The sequence below is a fragment of the Nostoc sp. FACHB-888 genome (assembly GCF_014696655.1).
Classification (GTDB): Bacteria; Cyanobacteriota; Cyanobacteriia; order Cyanobacteriales; family Nostocaceae; genus Nostoc.
The window spans coordinates 47,252-68,082 of record NZ_JACJQM010000007.1 but is presented as its reverse complement, the minus strand read 5'-3'; the positions used below and the strand labels follow the sequence as shown (position 1 = coordinate 68,082).

16 protein-coding genes and 2 pseudogenes are annotated in these 20,831 nt (G+C 39.9%); 10 read left to right on the top strand and 8 right to left on the bottom strand.

Annotation, left to right across the window (positions count from 1 at the left end):
* Nucleotides 1–122: 122 nt before the first annotated feature.
* The 3 genes from H6G26_RS06695 to H6G26_RS06685 all read right to left on the bottom strand — a co-directional run bounded on the left by H6G26_RS06695 (nt 123) and on the right by H6G26_RS06685 (nt 1,990).
* Nucleotides 123–1,208: a DUF3326 domain-containing protein gene (locus H6G26_RS06695; protein ID WP_190728501.1), complete on the bottom strand. Its 1,086-nt coding sequence runs from the start codon at nt 1,206–1,208 to the stop codon at nt 123–125.
* A 134-nt stretch (nt 1,209–1,342) separates the two neighbouring features.
* Nucleotides 1,343–1,522, bottom strand: a complete 180-nt coding sequence (locus H6G26_RS06690; protein ID WP_094351499.1) for a hypothetical protein — start codon at nt 1,520–1,522, stop codon at nt 1,343–1,345.
* Nucleotides 1,523–1,669: 147 nt separating this feature from the next.
* Nucleotides 1,670–1,990 (bottom strand): 2Fe-2S iron-sulfur cluster-binding protein, encoded by a 321-nt coding sequence (locus H6G26_RS06685; protein ID WP_190728500.1) that lies wholly within the window; start codon nt 1,988–1,990, stop codon nt 1,670–1,672.
* A 192-nt stretch (nt 1,991–2,182) separates the two neighbouring features.
* Between H6G26_RS06685 and H6G26_RS06680 the strand changes: the two genes are divergently transcribed.
* The 10 genes and pseudogenes from H6G26_RS06680 (at nt 2,183) to H6G26_RS06635 (ending at nt 12,835) form a co-directional block, all read left to right on the top strand.
* Nucleotides 2,183–2,674, top strand: a complete 492-nt coding sequence (locus H6G26_RS06680) for a hypothetical protein (RefSeq protein WP_190728579.1) — start codon at nt 2,183–2,185, stop codon at nt 2,672–2,674.
* 3 nt (nt 2,675–2,677) lie between these two features.
* The gene (locus H6G26_RS06675) at nt 2,678–3,697 is read left to right on the top strand and encodes a GUN4 domain-containing protein (protein WP_190728499.1); all 1,020 of its coding nucleotides are present in this window, start codon (nt 2,678–2,680) and stop codon (nt 3,695–3,697) included.
* 191 nt (nt 3,698–3,888) lie between these two features.
* A pseudogene (locus H6G26_RS06670) lies at nt 3,889–4,267 on the top strand (four helix bundle protein).
* A 509-nt stretch (nt 4,268–4,776) separates the two neighbouring features.
* Nucleotides 4,777–5,178, top strand: coding sequence for a hypothetical protein (locus H6G26_RS06665; protein ID WP_190728498.1), 402 nt, complete (start codon nt 4,777–4,779; stop codon nt 5,176–5,178).
* A gap of 201 nt (nt 5,179–5,379) precedes the next feature.
* Entirely contained in the window at nt 5,380–5,532 is a 153-nt protein-coding gene (locus H6G26_RS06660; RefSeq protein ID WP_190728586.1) for a hypothetical protein, read from the top strand.
* A gap of 57 nt (nt 5,533–5,589) precedes the next feature.
* Nucleotides 5,590–6,423: pseudogene (locus tag H6G26_RS06655) on the top strand (DUF4351 domain-containing protein); the annotation flags it as partial.
* A gap of 286 nt (nt 6,424–6,709) precedes the next feature.
* Entirely contained in the window at nt 6,710–9,370 is a 2,661-nt protein-coding gene (gene acnB / locus H6G26_RS06650; RefSeq protein WP_190728497.1) for a bifunctional aconitate hydratase 2/2-methylisocitrate dehydratase, read from the top strand.
* Nucleotides 9,371–9,526: 156 nt separating this feature from the next.
* Nucleotides 9,527–11,260: a DUF262 domain-containing protein gene (locus tag H6G26_RS06645; RefSeq protein ID WP_190728496.1), complete on the top strand. Its 1,734-nt coding sequence runs from the start codon at nt 9,527–9,529 to the stop codon at nt 11,258–11,260.
* Nucleotides 11,261–11,488: 228 nt separating this feature from the next.
* Entirely contained in the window at nt 11,489–11,683 is a 195-nt protein-coding gene (locus H6G26_RS06640) for a hypothetical protein (RefSeq protein ID WP_190728495.1), read from the top strand.
* Between the two features lie 615 nt (nt 11,684–12,298).
* The gene (locus H6G26_RS06635; RefSeq protein ID WP_190728578.1) at nt 12,299–12,835 is read left to right on the top strand and encodes a universal stress protein; all 537 of its coding nucleotides are present in this window, start codon (nt 12,299–12,301) and stop codon (nt 12,833–12,835) included.
* A 510-nt stretch (nt 12,836–13,345) separates the two neighbouring features.
* Here H6G26_RS06635 and H6G26_RS06630 read toward each other — a convergent pair.
* The 5 genes from H6G26_RS06630 to H6G26_RS06610 all read right to left on the bottom strand — a co-directional run bounded on the left by H6G26_RS06630 (nt 13,346) and on the right by H6G26_RS06610 (nt 20,449).
* Nucleotides 13,346–13,651, bottom strand: a complete 306-nt coding sequence (locus tag H6G26_RS06630) for a hypothetical protein (RefSeq protein ID WP_229559935.1) — start codon at nt 13,649–13,651, stop codon at nt 13,346–13,348.
* A gap of 784 nt (nt 13,652–14,435) precedes the next feature.
* Nucleotides 14,436–15,020, bottom strand: a complete 585-nt coding sequence (coaE, locus tag H6G26_RS06625) for a dephospho-CoA kinase (protein ID WP_190728493.1) — start codon at nt 15,018–15,020, stop codon at nt 14,436–14,438.
* A gap of 96 nt (nt 15,021–15,116) precedes the next feature.
* Nucleotides 15,117–16,748 carry a uroporphyrinogen-III C-methyltransferase gene (cobA, locus tag H6G26_RS06620; protein WP_190728492.1) on the bottom strand — a complete coding sequence of 544 codons (1,632 nt, stop codon included), beginning with the start codon at nt 16,746–16,748 and terminating at the stop codon, nt 15,117–15,119.
* Between the two features lie 151 nt (nt 16,749–16,899).
* Nucleotides 16,900–18,126: a tetratricopeptide repeat protein gene (locus H6G26_RS06615; protein WP_190728491.1), complete on the bottom strand. Its 1,227-nt coding sequence runs from the start codon at nt 18,124–18,126 to the stop codon at nt 16,900–16,902.
* A 169-nt stretch (nt 18,127–18,295) separates the two neighbouring features.
* Entirely contained in the window at nt 18,296–20,449 is a 2,154-nt protein-coding gene (locus H6G26_RS06610; RefSeq protein ID WP_199326679.1) for a hybrid sensor histidine kinase/response regulator, read from the bottom strand.
* Nucleotides 20,450–20,831: the final 382 nt, after the last annotated feature.

Genomic DNA, 20,831 nt, shown 5'->3' with positions numbered 1-20,831 from the left:
GGGGGTGGGGTTCTTTTATTATGGGTAATTTGGCGGACATGATATTACTCCTAACTACTGCCTCACTTTTCTTCTTAGGCTGTGCCCGAAGCGTAGCTATGCCGCAGGCTTTACGGCTGCGCTCAGTCACCCTCTGCCTCCTGCCTCCTAACTACTGACTGCAAAGGTAATAATTTGGGACGGAGAGCGGAAGGATTAATGCCTGCTTTATGTGCTACCAATACACCCACTGCTTCTAAATATGAGTTTACCTGTATAGTTTTGATCCCCAAGGGTTGGGGAGGAACTTTTATCAGAGTTTTATTTTCTTCTACTGTAATGATTTGGCATTGTCTTTGGCTTAAACTCAGTAAGGCACTGCTACCACAAGCAGTTGCAGGTACGATCGCAGCATCCACTTCATCAGCCCAAATATCTCCTTGCTGTGATCCGATTGCTTCTCTCTCTATTATAAATTGTGGGGCACGACTTAATCCTACAAGCACGCAGGGCAAAAAGGTATAGCCTAATTCTTCGGCGGCGGAACGGGGAGATAAATCAGGTTGCGGAGGTTCGCTCAAAAGGGCGGGAGAATGGGCGCAAGGAATTTGAAAGGTTCGCACTAACAAATGGCTAATTACAGCTTCTGCACCCGCTAAAGGATCAACGCCTTCACCGTGGCGATATTTTTGTACTGCTTCTGAGTCCATATCATCGGGGAAACGGGTAACAACTGCGATCGCTTCTGCCCCCGCTTTTTTAATTAATATCTCGGCTGCCCGTAATAAACTATCCGGGTTGCCAATTGTCCCCCAACTAGCTCCCGATGCTGTAGTCTGCAATTCTACATTTAATGGGGCATCAGTAATTACATAATCTGTTAAAGTCAATCCTAGAGTTGCTCTGACTGCATCGGCGGCTTGTATATGTCGTAGCCGTAACTCTGGCTCAATGGCTTGATCTAAAAGCAAACCCACTTTGTTGTTGCGGACTGGACGTAAACCCCAGCATCCAGAGGCGAATTTGTCAAGCCCATAACCTTCAACATAGAAAGCATTAGGGATATTCCAATACAAACTTGCGCCATTCAAGACATTGGGGTGAGTAATTAGGCGATCGCAAACCTGTGCTATAACTTTGGCAACAGGCAAAGCATCTCCTGCATAACCCCCAATGGCAGCCCCAACGCCTGTTGGTACGATTAAGATAGCGGTGTATGGACGATTCATATCGAGCGCTGTTAGCCTTAGCGGGGCATTTAGCTTGTGGTAAGTGAGGAATTAAGAGTTAAAAATTAGGAGTTCTATCTACCTCCTGCCCCCTGCCTTGTCTACGACACGCTGCGCGATCTGCCCCCTGCCTCCTAACTCTTAACTGTAGTCACCACAGCTTCAACTGTAGCTTTTTGTTCGTCAGCATCCACAGAAGTAACTGCCCAACGCAGAGGTTCGCCTTGTTTCTTCAACTCTGTTTCAATTACTTCTAGTAACTCTGCGGGAGTTTCTTGTAAATCAATTTCTGCGGTAATAAAATGAGTTGTCATTTTGGTAAATCCTGTTGATTTGTAGTTTCTAGAATAGCTGATTTCATCTGCAATGAAATACTTATGTAATTTATCAAATTTGGTAATCTCCGTGAACAGTAATTCAGCTATGAATAATCATCCGATATACTGATAACTGTTCGCTGATTATTTGCCTTTGCCAAATTGTAACTGATAAAGAGCATCTTCTTTTTCCGTCTGAATTTTCAAATCAGAAAGGGGTTTGGCAATACAAAGCAATACGTAACCTTGCTTTTGCAAATCTGGACTAACGCCCATACCATCAGTTTGATCTACAGTTCCCTCGCTTATTTGACCCGCGCAAGTTGTGCAAACACCTGCATTACAAGAACTCGGCAGTTCCAAACCAGCAGCTTCGGCAACTGATAATATCGTTTCATTCTCAGGAACTTGCAAGGTATGAACTTTGCCTTGGTGATCAATTTCTACGGTGTAAGTTTTGGGCATATACAAAAGAAGCGTGATGCAACGGACAAATGTATTAGTTTATCTGAATTAGTTAAAAATATCCAGATGTTACTATAAAAATTTAGGGAAAAGATTGATAATTATAACAACCAATTCTGAACAACTTTTAGGTTAGTAACATTATTTACTATACAATACACAAATAAATTAGTTAAATTTGCTACTATGAATATGCGCGATCGCGTTTCTTTAGAGACTGTATCTGTAAGTCTGCCTTTTGGCATTGGTTCCATGTCTTGGAAAGTTGACACCACACAAAAGAAGGCGGCTTGGTCGCTTTATGTGGAATTGGTGACGCGCATTGCTGTACAACCATTGGAAGTTGACCAGGGTTTGGTACGAGAAGCGATGAACTCTCTTTATAGTTTATTTGGTACAACCCGCGAAGTTCTCAAAGCCGCCGGGCCGGATGTGGGGGCTTCTCGTGATTCAGTGGGGGGAATTGCGATCGCTGTGTTGAATAATGGGTTAAGGCCGTTTTTGCCTAAATGGCATCCGTTATTGCAAGCGTGGGAAGCTAGACGACCTGTAGGGGTAAGCCCCAAGGAACATGAGCAGAGTTGGTCGGAGGAACCCAAGTTGCGAAGTGAGTTGGAAGCTTTGCGCGGTGGGTTGGAAGATTACGCCAAAGCGTTGGCGGTAATTGCTGGCGTGGAGGAGTAAGCAATGGAAAAGTTTGATGTTTTTCTTTGTCACAATAGTAATGATAAACCTGCGGTTATCGAAATTGCCAAACAACTACAGCAACAACGAATTGTACCGTGGTTGGATATTTGGCATTTACGTCCTGGTTTTTCTTGGCAACGTGCATTAGAACAGCAGATAGACCAGATTGGAGCAGCAGCAGTTTTTGTCGGAGGCTCAGGATTTGGCCCTTGGCAGAGTCAAGAAATTGATGGGTTTCTACGAGAATTTGTAAATAGGCAATGTCCAGTTATTCCGGTACTTTTACCCGATGCTCCACAAGAACCAAAATTGCCTATATTTCTCCAGGGTTTAATGTGGGTAGATTTTCGTTTACAGTCTCCTGAACCGATGGGACAGTTGATTTGGGGCATTACTGGGGAAAAGCCAAGGAGAACGCCCATAATTCAGGCTCAATCACCAACAATTCCGCCGAAGCAAGAACTTGTGTTTTTAGGAGATATTTCTCTGCCGAAGCAAGAACTTGTGTTTTTGGGAGATATTTCTCCTCCAGAACGCGACTTAGATGACCTATTCTCAGAAAAAGGCATAGACTACACCAGACTGCGCGACCTACTAGCAGCAAAAAACTGGAAGGAAGCCGACCAAGAAACCTATCGGTTGATGATTAAGGCTGTAGGTAAAGAAGAAGGCGACTACTTCACCTCAAACGAACTCTTAAATTTTCCTTGCACTGACTTACGCACAATAGACCGCTTGTGGGTAAAATACAGCAATGGACATTTTGGCTTCAGCGTCCAGAAGGAAATTTACTTGAGTGTTGGCGGTAAAGCTGACGGCAAATATAACGAAAAAGCCTGGGAGAAGTTTGGCGATCGCGTAGGATGGAGAGTGGGAATAATAGGATTTAAAAGATATGTATCTTACTCCGAAGTTACTTTTAATACCTCATTAAGAAGGGTACACCTCCCCGAGGGATACCTCCCCTCATTGAGGATGGCATCATCTCTTCTATCTCTTCTCTCGCATCAAGACTTGTAAACTGTTACATTTAAGGCGTTCAGATATTTTTAAAGATTTATTACAAGCCCCTGATGCACGGTAGAATCAACATTTCATAATTCCGATACCTGGCACGGTGCAATTCGCAATTCGCAATTCGCAATTTGTTGAGAGTAAAATAAATAACATTTAAGTCTGGTAAAAAGTATTATTAATTCAGGCTCAAATGTATGAATAAAAATATTTCTATTAGCGATAGAACGAAAGCCTTGGCAATCAGGATAGTGAAAGCTTGTAGTTTCTTAGATGAAAAGCCTGGAGTTTGTCGAACATTATCAAATCAACTACTACGTAGTGGTACTTCCATTGGTGCAAATGCTCAGAGAAGCTCAATCTGCTCAATCCAATAAAGATTTCCTTCACAAATTGGAGATTGCACTTAAGGAAGAAAGAGAAACTGAATATTGGTTAGAAATATTAATCGAGTCGGAATTAGTTGAAAAAAACAAATTTGAGTCTCTTCTCCAAGAAACTAAAGAAATTGGTAAAATTCTAGTCGCTTCTACCCGAAAAATCAAAGATAAAATTAACGGCAACCTATCTAGTTAATTGCGAATTGCGAATTGCGAATTGCGAATTGGTCTTATGCACTCACCAACAAACTTTGGTCATCAATGTTATAAGGTTGACTCTTAAGGTTACAGCATTAAGCCTTAAAATTACAACATTAAGTCTTAAAGCTAGAACCTTAAGCCTTAAGGTTACAACATTAAGCCTTAGAGCTAGAACATTAAGCCTTAAGGTTACAACATTAAGCCTTAGAGCTAGAACATTAAGCCTTAAGGTTACAACATTAAGCCTTAGAGCTAGAACCTTAAGCCTTAAAGTTAAAGCAATATGGAATACAGACCATTTGTAGGGGCACAGCAATGCTGTGCCCTATTGCCTATTGCTTAAACATAATATTATTTTGCTGAAAATCAACTTTTGATGATTAAAATCCGAGAAATTACGGGCATAAATAAAAACTTTTACTAAAAAAATGCGCTTTTTGCTGAACCAGAATCTAGGTTAATTGAGACAAAATAGCTATGTAAAGCTTTTAAAAGCGTAAATGTATGCCTGTAAAAAAACGTAGTTCCCAGATTCTAAAAAAAGCTCAGTTTAGAGTTGCCGGGCTGAAAGCTATCGATCCAAATATCAATTTTGATGATACTTACAACTTGCAAAACCTGACTCAATTAATAGACAATTTTCACAATATGCTTCATGATTATAACGCTGCTATAGCTATGATTGACTCTTCTAGAAATAAGCTGGATGAGATGGAAAAAACCTTAAGTCAGGTTTCAGACAAAATGCTGACGTGGGTTGGTTGCAAGTACGGCAAAAACAGCAACGAATATGAACTTGCAGGTGGCGTTAGAGACAGCGAACGAATCCGTAAAAGCAGATTGACACGCCTGAAATCAAACACAGATAAAACATCAGATGAAAATGCAATAACCGCCACGCCCTGACGGGAAGTCAAAAGTCAAAAGTCAAAAGCCAAAAATTAAAAATTTTATATAATCTGCTTTTAACTTTTTTATAATAGTATCAAGGTGTCCAGAACCCCGAATTCTTTGAGAAGTCGGGGTTCTATTTCATCACGAATGATTCAGGACTGCTAGATAATAAGACTTTGCATTAACCCAGAATTTCCGAAATCTTAAAATTGAATGACCCGTTTTATCCATGATAAATTCGCCAAAGACTATCTAGAAGAATTATTAAAAGATTACGGTGAAGTCAAGGCATCAGAAAAAGTCTCAGGAGAGATTAAAACAATTCGCAATTCGCAATTCGCAATTACGTTTGTGACGGGGATTTAGACCCCGACACAAAACGCGCTGCTTGATAGAAGCAGGGGACTTAAACCCCTACCACTTGTTAAAGAAATAGATGTTTTATTCACTCCTGCTAAACAACAAAGCTCTAATATACAAATACTAGGTTTGCTAGGAAGATTTGCCCAACAGCCTGCAATTATAGAACCATACCGCAATCCAGCTTCTACCGATGAAATCTGCGACTGTATTCTCAAATTATTAGAAATAAAGGCTCTCTTCCGACGAGAAACTAAGGCAAATAAAACCAAACTTCAAGACTCGGAAATTCCCAAATTGTGGGTTCTGACACCTACCATCTCTGAAACTAGATTATCTAGCTTTGGAACTATGCAAAAATCAGGTTGGTTGTCAGGAGTGCATTTTTTCCCAGATGCCTTGCGAACAGCAATTGTAGGGATACACCAACTACCGCAAACACCAGAGACATTATGGTTAAGGCTTTTAGGTAGGGGGAATGTGCAGTCACAAGCGATTATCGAGTTGCAAACGTTACCATTAGATCATCCATACCAAAAAGCAACTCTCGAATTAGTTTACAACTTGCGCGAAAACTTGAGAGTAAACCAAGAATTAGAAGCAGATGATAGGGAGTTAATTATGCGATTAGAACCACTTTATCAAAAAAATAGAGAACAAGCCAGAGAAGAAGGAAGGCAAGAGGGGAGGCAAGAGGGGAAGCAAGAAGGGAGGCAAGAAGGAAAACAAGACTTAATACTGCGTCTACTAAATCGCCGTATTGGTGAAATTGATGCATCATTAATCGGGCGAATTAAAGGTTTATCGATTGAACAATTAGAGAATTTAGGAGAAGCATTATTAGACTTTTCTACTGTTGCTGATTTAGAAACTTGGTTAAATCAACAATCAATCTAATTTATTATTACTACACCTTGCGACTATAAGTCGCGGCTATACAGACGAAACCCACCTTCGTGGGTTACAAATTCTTGATTTCCTCTTAGTCCACGGAGGTGGACTTTGTTTGTGTAGTAGCGAATTCTATTCGCCTCATACTTTTCAAACTTCCAGTATAAAAAAAGTTGCTAATAACCGATTACCAGTAAGGCTTTCATCATAAAAGTAAGCTAAACTTTTATAGCCAAGAATTGCCTAAAAATTTCATAATTAAAGATAGAACATCCCAATGGAGAACATAAAAATGCTAGAACAATATCGTAAACACGTTGCCGAAAGAGCAGCACTCGGTATTCCTCCTTTACCATTGGATGCGAAGCAAACCTCAGAATTATGTGAATTACTGAAAAATCCGCCAAAGGGTCAAGAGGAGATATTATTACATTTATTGAGCGATCGCGTTTCTCCTGGTGTTGATCCAGCAGCTTATGTCAAAGCTGGATTTCTCACCGCGATCGCCAAAAAGGAAATCACCAGTCCCTTGGTTTCGCGCATAGAAGCGGTGCAATTGCTGGGCACAATGATAGGTGGTTACAATGTGCAATCTTTAATCGATTTGCTGCAATTCCCCACCGTATCCGTCTCAGACTCATCTGAAACACCTTTGGTAATGGGTGGACAAGGAAAGGAACCCATTTCCGCTTACGCCGCCAACGCTTTAAGCAAAATCCTCTTAGTGTATGACGCTTACCACGATGTTTTAGAGTTGTCTAAAACCAATCCTTTCGCCAAACGGGTGATTGACTCTTGGGCGGAAGCTGAATGGTTTACCAGTCGCCCCACAGTTCCAGAAGCGATTACTGTCACCGTTTTTAAAGTTCCTGGCGAAACCAATACCGACGATTTATCCCCCGCCCAAAGCGCCACCACTCGCCCGGATATTCCCTTACACGCCTTAGTGATGTTAGAGTCACGGCAACCGGGAAGTTTGGCAACCATTGCCGAACTGAAGAAAAAAGGGCATCCTGTAGCTTACGTGGGAGATGTAGTTGGTACAGGTTCCTCGCGTAAGTCTGCCATCAACTCAGTATTGTGGCACATGGGAAATGATATACCTTTTGTGCCAAACAAACGCGCTGGGGGTTATGTTTTAGGTGGTGCGATCGCGCCAATTTTCTTTAACACAGCAGAAGATGCCGGTGCTTTGCCTATTCAGTGCGATGTCACCAAACTCGAAACCGGCATGGTAATTACCATCCATCCCTACAAAGGCGAAATCACTAACGTTGCTGGCGAAGTCATTTCCACCTTTGCCCTCAAACCCGACACCATCCTCGATGAAGTCCGCGCAGGTGGACGCATCCCCCTACTTATTGGACGTACCCTCACCGATAAAACTCGTCTTGCACTTGGTTTAGAACACAGCACAGTTTTCACCCGTCCTCAGCAAGCCTTTGATACAGGCAAAGGCTACAGCCTAGCACAGAAAATGGTAGGTAAAGCTTGCGGATTACCTGGTGTGCGTCCCGGCACATCTTGCGAACCCATCATTACTACCGTTGGTTCTCAAGATACCACAGGCCCCATGACCCGCGACGAATTAAAAGAACTCGCCTGTCTTGGTTTCAGTGCAGACTTAGTGATACAAAGTTTCTGCCACACAGCAGCTTATCCCAAACCAGTAGACATCCAAACCCATCACGAACTCCCCGACTTCTTTGCTTCTCGTGGCGGTGTCGCCCTCCGTCCCGGTGATGGTATCATCCACTCTTGGTTAAACCGGATGCTGTTACCCGACACCGTGGGAACTGGCGGCGATTCTCACACCCGCTTCCCCTTGGGTATTTCCTTCCCCGCCGGTTCTGGATTAGTAGCCTTTGCAGCCGCCTTGGGTGTCATGCCTTTAGATATGCCAGAGTCAGTTTTGGTGAGATTCAAAGGTGAATTGCAACCAGGTATCACGCTGCGGGATGTTGTGAATGCCATACCCTACGTAGCAATTCAAAAAGGTTTGCTGACAGCAGAGAAGCAGAACAAGAAAAATATTTTCTCCGGGCGAATTTTAGAAATTGAAGGTTTGCCAGATTTAAAAGTTGAACAAGCCTTTGAACTCACCGATGCTAGCGCCGAACGTTCTTGTGCCGGATGCACAATTAAGCTGAGTGTAGAGACAATTTCTGAATATCTGCGTTCTAACATAGCGTTGCTGAAAAATATGATAGCACGAGGCTATCAAGATGCGCGTACCATGTTGCGCCGTGTCGCAAAAATGGAAGAATGGTTAGCAAATCCTGTGTTATTAGAAGGCGATGCCGATGCTGAGTATGCCGAAATAATTGAAATTGATTTAAACGAAATCAAAGAACCAATTGTTGCTGCTCCCAATGACCCCGATAATGTTAAATTATTATCGGAAGTTGCTAATGATCCAGTGCAAGAAGTATTCGTCGGTTCTTGTATGACGAATATTGGTCATTATCGGGCAACAGCGAAAGTTTTGGAAGGTGCAGGTGAAGTGAAAACTCGCCTGTGGATTGCACCACCAACGCGCATGGATGAACACCAATTAAAAGAAGAAGGTGTATACAGCGTTTTTGGGGCTGCGGGTGCTAGAACAGAAATGCCGGGATGCAGTTTGTGCATGGGTAATCAAGCGCGAGTTGCTGATGGCACAACAGTGTTTTCTACCTCTACCCGCAACTTTAATAATCGTATGGGTAAAGATGCGCGAGTGTATCTTGGTTCAGCAGAATTAGCCGCAGTTTGTGCCCTGTTAGGACGACTTCCAACAGTGCAGGAATACTTAGATATTGTGGCGAGTAGAATTCATCCTTTTGCAGATGATTTGTATCGGTATTTGAACTTCGATCAAATTGCTGGTTTTGAGGATGAAGGGCGCGTGATTTCGTTGGAAGATATGCCGAGGCTTGAGGATCTTTTGGGTATGCCGACTGTGGCCAGGTAGGTAATAATTAACATGAAATGCCCCAGGTTTTAATCTGTGGCTACATTAAAAAGCCCGCTAATGCGGGCTTTTTAATGTAAATCCCTCACATTGAAGTTTTTGATAATACAAAAAATTAGTTATTATCGTATATGATACATAAAGCAAATAACAAGCATGAAAGCATCAGAAACAACTCTTCGTAACTTACTAGAAGGTGGTAAACAGTTTCAAATACCTCTTTTTCAGCGACCATACTCTTGGAAAAAAGAGAACTGGGAGACTCTGTGGGAAGATTTGATGAGTCTTTATAATGATGATGAAAAAGGCTTTTATTTTCTTGGGCCTATAGTAACGCAAGCTGAACTTGGAACTGCTGATGGTATAAGTCGATATATTGTTATAGACGGACAACAACGTTTTACAACTCTTAGCATTCTTTTGGCGGCATTAAGAAACTATCTCAAGAAATCTGACAAACAAATAGCAGAACAGATACATGAATTTTTTTTGATAAATAAGTATCAAAAGAATGATGATTTTTATAAAGTGCTGCCTACTCAAGATGACTGCGACGCATATAAAAGCATTATCGATAGTAAGATAGCTAAGGGTAAAAACAAAGAATCACAATCAGGAGCAATACATGAAGCTTATAAATTTTTTGATGGGAAGCTAAAGAAGCCTTTTGCAGATGAAGGTATTTTGTTAGATTTTGCAAAATTTAAAAATATTATTCTAGAACGTTTGATATTAGTAAATATTACTTCTGATAACAACGATAATCCATATCTTATTTTTGAGAGTTTGAACAACAAAGGAGAAGAATTAACCCAAGCAGATTTAGTTCGTAACTATATATTTATGAAGTTACCTTCTGAAGAGAGAGATGAAGTTTATAACAGCGAATGGTTGCCTCTTCAAGAAAGTTTTAAATCAAACATGAAGCAAAAGGAATATGCAGACGAACTAACTAAGGCATTTTGGTTTTATCTGCGTAAAGATGGAGAGGCAGTTAATGAAAAAGCCGTTTATAAATCAATTAAACAACGTTTTGATGAATCGGTTAAACGCTTTGAAAAACCAGAATTAGGTATCAAGGCTGAGTTGCATAACCTTATAAAATTTACTAATTACTATCTACGTCTTAATTTTGATGATGAAGAACAAGAACTAAAACTAAGGCATTGGTTTCAGCGATTAAAAAAATTGGATTTCACTACTTGCCATATATTTCTCCTAAATATTTATTATGAATATGAGGCACAACAATTATCTATTCAAGATTTTGAGAAAATCCTGCAATATTTAGAATCTTACTTTGTACGCCGTTGGATTGTTGGAATTCCTACTAGAGCTTTAGGCATAACATTTAACAATCTGTATAAGCAAGTAAAGGAAACAAATCCTGAAGATTTAGTAAATGGGTTACGCCAAGTTCTAATTAGTTTTGATAAAACTCAAGTATTTCCTGATGACAACTTATTTTGTCAGCATATCACCAATGAACCTCTATATAATCCTAAAAGCTCGACAGCAAATGAACGTGTTAAGTTTTTATTAGAAAGTATAGAACAATCTTTGAGCAAGGAACGTGTTGATACTCAGCCTATGAGTCTTGAGCATATTATGCCCCAAAAGTCCCCTTTACGTAAGGAATGGCAAGAAATGTTAGGTGCAAATTATAGCAAGACACAAAAGGAATTGCTTCACACTTTGGGAAATCTCACGCTGACACAATATAACTCTGAATTATCTAATAAATCCTTTGAAGAAAAATTAAAGATTTTAAGGACTAGTAATGTGACTTTGAACCAATATTTTCACAAGGTAAATGTTTGGAATGAAGAGGAAATCAAAAGTCGCGCTGAATCTTTAGCTAAGATAGCGATTAAAGTATGGCCTCGATAAAAGAAATTGTATGCGATCGCACCTTCGCACTTCACACACAGACCTAACCCTCTAACCCCCTTGCCTCGTAGGGAAGGGGGAGAAATCCGGCTCCCCTTTCCGCCTCGGAGAGGGGTTGGGGGAGAGGTCAATTCATGCGATCGCGATAAACTATTAAAATCTAATTACCTGACACCAAAATTTTCACAGGTGAATACCAATGGATTTTTACACATAGGAATTACTAAAATGCTTGAAGTTCACAAAAATTATGTTATTGACGAAAATCAACAACCTATTGCCGTACAAATTCCTATCGCTGAATTTGAAAAAATTGAAGAAATTCTTGAGAATTACGGTTTAGCAAAACTCATGGAGGAAGTAGAGGAAGAAAAACCACTATCAAAAGATGAAGCCCTAAAATATTATCAATCACTAAAATAAGAAAATGTAGTAATTTGAAAACATTTATGTACTTCTACACAGCAGTTTTGCGAAAGAGTGCGGGTTATTGGGTTGCTTTATGCTTAGAAAATTGACTGGTAAGACAAGGGATAAATCAAGAAGGAGCAATCAAGCAACTTAAAGAAGCGATCGCATCTTTTTTGGAAGTCTATAAAATAGAACCTGATATTTATTATGCTCCACCCACTATAGAAGAGTTACATGAGTTTTTGGCAGTGGAAGACACTGAGTGAAATTATTAAGTAGTACAGCGAATTGGCTGAAAGCACCTATTCGTCGTTATCCCCTAGCCCCTGGAAGCTAGCTTCAAAGTCTTTATCCCAACTTGGGCAGAGGGGCTTATGCTAAGGGACTAAAAACATTTCTTCCAAAACGGGATGCTCGCTGATAATCAAAGATAAATATTTGTTTTCTTCACAAGTTCCTCAAATTATTTTGCTATAAACATAAATATGGGGCGAAAACCTTTAAGTAAGAAATTTAAAATTCACAAGTAGCTAAACATAGTTGAGGGATTGGTCATTTTTGACAATCCAGCATCTGGAAACCCGAAACCGTAAAGACCAATTACCAATAACATCGGAGGTCTATATGATGTTTAAAAAAATTCTAGTTGCATTAGATCGTTCACAAATAGGGCAACGCGTTTTTGAGGAAGCGTTGGGTTTAGCAAAGTTAACACAAGCTAGCTTAATGCTACTGCATGTCCTATCTCCAGAAGAAGAGGGTAGTCCTTACGTACCTATGCTGTCTAATTTTGACTACTACCCAGGATTTGGTAGTCAAAGCTTTGAGCTATACCAAAAACAGTGGGACGAATTTAAAAATCAAGGAATTCAGATGTTGCAATCTTTCTGTACTGAAGCTACTACAGCAGGTGTAACTACTGAATTTACACAAAATATTGGTAATCCTGGTCGGATTATTTGCGACTTAGCCCATAGTTATGGTGCTGATCTAATTGTGATGGGGCGTCGGGGTCGTTCTGGGCTGGCGGAACTATTTCTCGGTAGTGTGAGTAACTACGTTCTTCACCATGCTCCTTGTTCAGTGCATATTATGCATCTTCCAGTTACTCTTAAAACAGATGAAGTTGTCAAAGAAACTGCAAGCACTTTAAGCGTTAACTAACTGCCAACATTGCATAAATCATAGTCAACCAAACTCTAAATTTGGTTGATTCTCGTCTATTTATTCACTTCAATCGATAACCTCTGTAGAGTCAATCTCAATAACCGATCCTTAACTGCACGCTATTGGGGTAAAATTGAGCGTAGACATCGCTTTTTTCTTCGTGAGAAAGGAAAAGTCCGCTAACCAAAATTAGAGTTGAGAGCGAAAAGTGGAGCTATGAAAGAAGATAAGCTGTTACGCATTTAACTTGAACATTTACATGAAGGCTCTCTATGGTTAGGAGAAAAGCTAGATTTGAATCCTGAGTTTCTTCAACAGCTTAATTCGACTTTATATAATGAAGAGAAGTAGCTTACTTTATTTTGATATTTGATATTAATTAATATACCACGAAAGAAACACTTTAATAGTTAATTTTTTGATAAATCTAAAATAGATATATCATTTATCTTATTCTTTAGAAAAATCTTTACTTATGGAATTTAAGTCACTGGTTAACTTTCATATTTAGTCAATCGGCACTTGCTTGAGTAAAGCTATCCACATATCAGACGGATCTGAATAATAATCAACTTCTTCAACTTGATATTGATAAGATTCACAACCTTCTCGCAAAATAATGCGATCGCAGGGTTTAACACCTTTCCCAATTCCAGTCATATACCCGATCATTCCTTCATTGAGGCGCTCAAATATGTAGTCGCTTCCCAAAACTAGTTGGCTATAATCGTGTACTTTATGCTTCTTTTTTAATTCATTTGCTGGAAAGCTAACTAGGGCTAACTTACTTAAAAAACTAAAACTTAAGTTCATACTTGTCCTGATCAAAGACATAAGTGAGTTCTCCCCAAGAAGAAATCTATAGCGAAAAGTTCTGGACTCTAGGTGAATTACAATTCCTTTTAATCACTAATCCAGAATCGAACAGGTGGATAATCTAGTTAGGAATCAACTGCATTGACAGCTAGTAAAGCCAATACATCACCCATGTCTAATTAAATGCCTACACCCACAGGTAGCAAAAAATAAATTACAGCAGTTCGTTGACAGGGTACTCTAGTAAAATAATTTTAAATTATGAAGGATGATTTAAAAATTAAGTTTTCTTAATTCTTAATTATTGGTTATTAATGTTTAATTTTTACCAATGATATCTTTTGCTCAACAAAGCTTTAAGGTCATTCATAATTTCGCATATATTAGGTAAAAGTTAACTATTGATCATTTTATACTTGAAGTTTGAGCATCATTACAATGATATTTTTAAGTACAATATCTGAGGCATATAGCAGTTTTTTATTGACTAACCACTTAAATTTACATTACCCTAAACTACACCTTCCACTGTAAAACCACCGAATTGTTGGACAACATCAGGTCAGATATTAGGATTTTTTACTTAACTAAATAGTATTTAATATATAAACATTTTATGTTTTGAGAATGTATTTTATGTATATTTTTTAAGCTCAATAGTATCTAGTACAGCACAGCGTAAATAAGCAAACTAATGAAAAGCCCCAAAGAGCTTATTCCATAAAACTTTTGAGTTTTGAATTTTGATTTTTGACTTACGCCTTGCGGTACTAGTATCTACTTATGCTTTTAGAGCTAAGTCTACCTGCTTAAGCAGTACTTCTAGGGTGGAAGAGTTATCTAAAACGACATCTGCATTAGCCATTTTTTTTTCTATAGATAATTGGCTGTTGATCCTGGCTTGTGCCTGTTCTATATTTAAATGGTTTCGTTGTATCAATCTTTGTAGTTGTTGCTCTTGGGAACAACGCACTACCCAAATTTCTGTAACCAAATCGGTCATCCCAGCTTCAAATAATAGAGGCACTGCTAACACTAGTGTTTGTGACGAAGATATAGCAATTGCTTTCAGGAAGCGATCGCGCACATTAGGATGAATCAAATTATCTATCCAGTTGCGTTCATCTTGACGATTAAAGATAATTTCGCCTAGCTTTTGGCGGTTGAGGCTGCCATCTGGTAGTAAAATTTGTTCGCCGTAACGTTGAGCGATCGCACCAAGAATAGGCGAACCTAAAGCTACTGCCTCTCTAGCATAAATATCTGCATCCAAAATCGGCAGATTATAAGCGCTAGCTAAATAATTGGTGACAGTGGTTTTGCCTGTGGCAATACCGCCAGTTAAGCCGATTATACGTTTAGTCATTAGTCATTAGTCATTAGTCATTAGTCATCTGTCATTTGTCATATGTCATTAAGCATTGGGTAATAATTAATAGTTCTTCTCCCCCTGCTCCCTTATCTAAGAATTTGTCGCCCATGTTATCAATGCTTGGGTTAAACCATCTAAAGTATATTCTTGGGCTTCTACATCCACACGCCTGAATAAAAAATGACAGGTTTTGGAGGTTTGAGGGCCGATAGAGGCAATACAAACGCCCTCTAAAAATTGACTAGTATCAGGGTTGTTGGAAAATATTTTTTCAGTAAGTTGAGAGAAAAATTGCACAGTTTTAGAACTGGCAAAAGTAATCACATCTATCTTGCGGTTTTGGAGAGCTAACTTTGCCTCAGCTGGAATACCACTAGGACAACAAGATTGATATGCGGCAACTTCTATCACTTTGGCTCCCTTGAGAGTTAATTCCTTAACCAAAATTTCTCTGCCGCCGCTTTCAACTCTGGGAAATAAAACCTTTTTACCATGCAAATTCTCTGGAAAATTTTCCACTAAAGAATCGGCAATAAAGTTAGGAGGAATAAAATCTGGTTGGAGAGAGCGTTGTTTGAGACAATGGGCTGTTTTCTCACCAACAACGGCAATTTTGACACCAGCTAAGGCACGGGTATCTTTTTCTTGGGCGATTAGCCTTTCAAAAAAGTAGTCTATGCCATTGGTAGAAGTGAAAATTAACCAGTCGAAGTCCGATAAATGAGCGATCGCATCATCCAAATCTTCCCAACTGGAGGGCGGGCCGATTTCTAAGGTAGGCATTTCGATGACTGTCGCACCTAATGCGATGAGGCGATCGCTAAATTGGCTCGACTGTCCAACTGAACGTGTCACCAAGATTGTTTTGCCAGTGAGGGGAAGAGTAGATGACGGGAAGTTACTTAACATAGGTTGGGGTGTGGGAGTACTCTCAGGTTCCGTCTGGGAATGCCTTTCTCCAGGCTCCTGCTTGATAATTTCGTCTAAATATATATTCTCAGGTTGTAAGTACTTCCGTAGCGCAACAACTTCGCCAATAACAATTACTGCTGGAGAAATGGATAATTCGGTGGTTTGTTCGAGTATATTGCCCAGTTGCGCTGTCCAAATTTGTTGACGAGGAGTTCCTGCCCAACGAATGATGGCAATGGGTGTTAAGTGCGATCGCCCGTGTCGCACCAGTTGATCTACAATTTCTGGCAGATGTTGCCCTCCCATCAAAATTACCAATGTCTCTAGCCGTGAGAGTGCCTCCCAGTCTAAAACCTCTGGTTCATGAGCTGTAAGCACTGCAAAAGTGCGGCTTAACACCGGATCTGTGAGGGGAATTCCTGCTAACAAAGGTGCTGCAAGGGCTGAGGAAATTCCTGGTACTAGTTCAAAATCACAACCAGATGCTTTGAGCGCTTCAATTTCGGAAGTACAACGCCCAAAAATCAACGGATCTCCTGATTTTAGCCGTATAACTTGTTTCCCTTGCTGACAATGCTTTACTAGTAACTTGTTAATCTCAGCTTGGGTTGTACTGGGTTTCCCACCGCGTTTTCCCACATCCAACTTCAAGCAATCAGGCGGTACGCACTGCAATAATTGAGCATCTACCAAGGCATCGTAGATTAAAACCTGAGCGGCAGCTAAGAGATTGTAAGCTTTTACCGTCAGGTATGCCACATCTCCAGGCCCAGCACCTACGAGGTAGACTTTACCTTTTTCTTGAGTCATTTGTCATTACTTGTAGCGGTTCTCATATCATGTCCGCCCTATTACTTGTAGTAAAAGAACCCCACCCCCAACCCCCTCCCCGCAAGCGATGAGGGGGCTTATGATGTACGTCATTATGACTTCCCAATGCCCAATTCCCAATCCCCTTTATTCAATTCGTTCGGGTATTCATTTTTTCGATTAGCTGATTAACTTGCTCAACCATCTCCTTGTTTTCCTCAGCTTGGAATAAATCTCTGGCTTTTTTGAGAGTAACGATCGCTTCTTCTACCTGTTGTTCTCGCCCCAAAGTGATTCCCAAATTATAGTAAGTGAATGCATCATTAGGTACAAGGCTAATGGCTTTTTTGTAATGTGCGATCGCTTCTTGTGGTTTACCTTGATCATCCATCGCATTTCCCAAACCTGTGTAAGCTTGTGCATGTTTCGGATCAAGGCGAATCGCTTCGGTATAATCTGCGATTGCTTCTGCTAGCTTGCCTTGAGCGTAAAAAGCACTTGCTAAATTATAGTGAGCGTCTGCATAGTTGGGTTCAAGGCTGAGGGCTAGTTTATACTGAGCGATCGCTTCTTCTAGTTTGCCTTGAGCGTGTAGAGTATTTCCCAAGGCATTATAACCTGCTGGATTTTTTGGATCGAGGCGAATGGCTGTTGTATATTCGGCAATTGCTTCTGTTGGTTTTCCTTGAGCATATAAGGCGTTCCCTAAGTAATAGTGAGCATCTGCATACTTAGGATCAAAGCTAATGGATTTTTTGTATTGGGTAACAGCTTCTTCTAGCTCACCTTGATCGTACAGAGCATTTCCCAGACGCGTATAAGTTGGGGCATAATTGGGTTTGAGGCGAATAGTTGCTGTATATTGGGTGACTGCTTCGGTTAGCTTGCCTTGAGCATATAAGGCATTTCCTAAGTTATAGTGAGCGTCTGCATACTTGGGTTCAAGGCTGATGGCTTTTTTATATTGTGTGATCGCAGCTTCTAATTGATTGAGCCTTGCTAGAGTCAAACCCAAATTAAAGTATGCTCTAGAGTCTTTAGAATCAAGGCTAATGGCTTTTTTGTAATGTGCGATCGCTTCTTGTGGTTTACCTTGATCGTCGAGAGTATTTGCTAAGGCAATATAAGCTTGTGTAAAGTTCGGTTCTAGTTCAATTGCTTTCCGAAAAGCCGCCTCTGCTCCTTTGAAATCTCCTTGTTTGTAGAGATTCGTTCCTTGCTCGAAGTTAGCGAGTGCGTTTTTATTCCCAGGATCTGCTTGATTTGAGCCTGGAATTTTTGATAAAACAACGCCAACATCTTTACCAAAGGCAGTATTTCCATTACTTAAACACAAGCAGATAATAGCTGCTACCAATAGATTCTTGTTTTTCAGCATTTTTATTACCTTACCTACTTGGTTTATATGTAATATCAAGTTACGTAGCTTTGGCGTGGTTCTAGCAGGAATTATAAATGATTAACCTAAGTTGATACAAGTGTACCTTCATATAATCGTGTATTTGTACACAATAAATAGAAATTTTTTATGAGTAAAAATTTATTTTTTAAGTAATTGGTGACACTTTTGTTTCGACAAGTTTAGCAATGGCTGCAACTAATTTTTCTGGGTTAAGAGGCTTTGATAAATGCATCTGAAACCCAGCTTTTAGTGCTTTATGCTGGTCATTATTTCTAGCAAAAGCCGTCAAGGCAATTGCTGGAATTTGTCCACCTTGTTCTGGTGTCCAACTTCTCACTTGATGTATTAACATATAGCCATCCATCTCAGGCATACTAATATCGCTGACCAATACATCTGGCTTTACCTGTGGTAAGGTTTGTAATGCTTCAAATGCGGAAGATACCGTGAAAACACAAGCTCCATCTTGCTCTAATACAAAAGCTACAAAATCTCGTGAATCAGCATCATCATCGACAACTAAAACCCTGATACCACTGAGGCGTAAAGAGTTAGGAGTTAATAATGCAGGGTCTTTTTGTTCATTCGTCATTCTTAGGCTTTCATCTGGCACAAGCGGCAAGCTAACAGTAAATATTGCCCCTTTGCCTTCACCGTGGCTATCTGCTTTGACGATGCCGCCATGTATTTCGATGATATTACGCACAATTGCCAATCCTAGCCCTAATCCACCAAAATTTCTAGTAGAGGTGCTATCTGCTTGGCGAAAGTAATCAAATACGAATGGTAAAAACTCAGCGCTAATTCCCTTACCTGTATCGCTAACTATGATTTGAGCATAACCATCAGCTTGCTCTAGTCGCACTTCTACCTTTCCCCCTCTGGGTGTAAATTTGACAGCGTTAGAAAGGAGATTCCAGACGACTTGTTGCAAACGAGTAGAGTCGCCCCTGATTTGTCCTACATGAGGTTCAAATATTGTACTTACCTCAATTGACTTTGCTTCTGCTGTTAAATGCATTGTCTGTAGTGCAGATAATACCGTAGACTCTAGGTTAATCTTTGTAATATTCAGCGTCAGTTTGCCCTGTAAAATTCTAGAGATATCCAGCAAGTCTTCGATGAGTTGAACCTGTAAGTTGGCATTGCGCTCGATTGTGGCTAGTGCTTCAGATGTCTTTGCTTGGTCTAACCTGCCGGCTTGCAACAACTTTGACCAGCCGAGAATTGCGTTTAGTGGAGTGCGTAGTTCGTGAGAAAGGACGGCGAGAAATTCATCTTTAATTCGATTGGCTGTTTCTGCTTTCGCTCGTGCAACTTGTTCTAATTCCAGTAGGTGCGCCCGTTCTTCAAGTATTTGTTTTTGTTCCTGGATATCTGTACATGTTCCAAACCACTTAACTACAATACCTTGCTCATCTTTGAGGGGTAAACCTCGCGCTAACTGCCAGCGATAGGAGCCATCAGAAGCCCGTTTAAAGCGATATTCATTGTTATATATAGTGCTATCTTTTACAGCATTAGACCATACTTCATTAGCATTTTTGATATCATCTGGATGCAATGCAGCCAACCAACCAGAACCCAAGGACTGCTCTAATGTTAGCCCAGTGTATTCGCACCAATTTTGATTAAAAAAATCACATTCACCGTTAGCATTAGTTGTCCATACAAGTTGAGGAATTGCCTCAGCTAGGTAACGGTAGCGTTCTTCACTTTGTCGGAGAATTTCTAAGATGCGTTGGCGTTCAAAAATTTCTTGTTGTAATTGCTCGTTAGTTTTGGTAAGTTCGTTGGTGCGAACAGCAACCATTTCTTCTAGATGATTCTGGTATTTTCGCAGTTCTTTCTCTACCCGTAAGCGTTCGGCTATTTGTGTTTGAAGCTCTTGATTGGCTTGTTCTAGTTGAGCAGGACTAGGAAGTGCTAGTGCTTGTGGAACTAGAGGTATAAGTTGTAATGCTGTAATTACAGATATTAGGGCAGTTACTGCTTTAACAAACCCTGATACCCAATAAGTTGGATACCAAAGTGTCCAAATCTCTATTAAATGAGTAGTGCCGCAAGCTACAATAAATGCACTAAATAGCAGAAAAATCCAATCAAACGGTAAATCCTGCCGCTTACGGACAAAGTAATATAGTGTAGCTGGAATTGAGTAATAAGCTAGTGCAATGAACGCGTCAGATAATATATGTAACCAAACTAAATTCGTTTGCCATAGATAACAGTGTCCATGTGGAATAAATGATCCTGATGTAAAAAAAATAGTCCACAATTGTGATATTATGTCTGACATAAACACTTGATTTTTTTGAATCTATAAAATCTACTACTAAATTTATTTTTTTAATTAGCCAAGTTGTTTCCACATCGATATTAAAAGCTAACCGAAAGCGGATTGGCTGTTAAACTGCACAGATAACGGTACAGAAAAAACAATTAAACACAGATGAGCATATATCCTCGTTGCAGGCACGGCTGTATTAGCTTATCAAGTAAACATTCAAATGATAATCTCTATATTATTTTAATCCTAAAATATTACTGATGCAGTGGTCTAGTTATTATACTGGTTAAGGAGACTATAATATATCAATATATCTTTACAAACAAAAAAGAACTGTTCGTATAAATTTTTTGTAAAAAGACAATATTTTAAAATCCTCAAAATTCCTTCT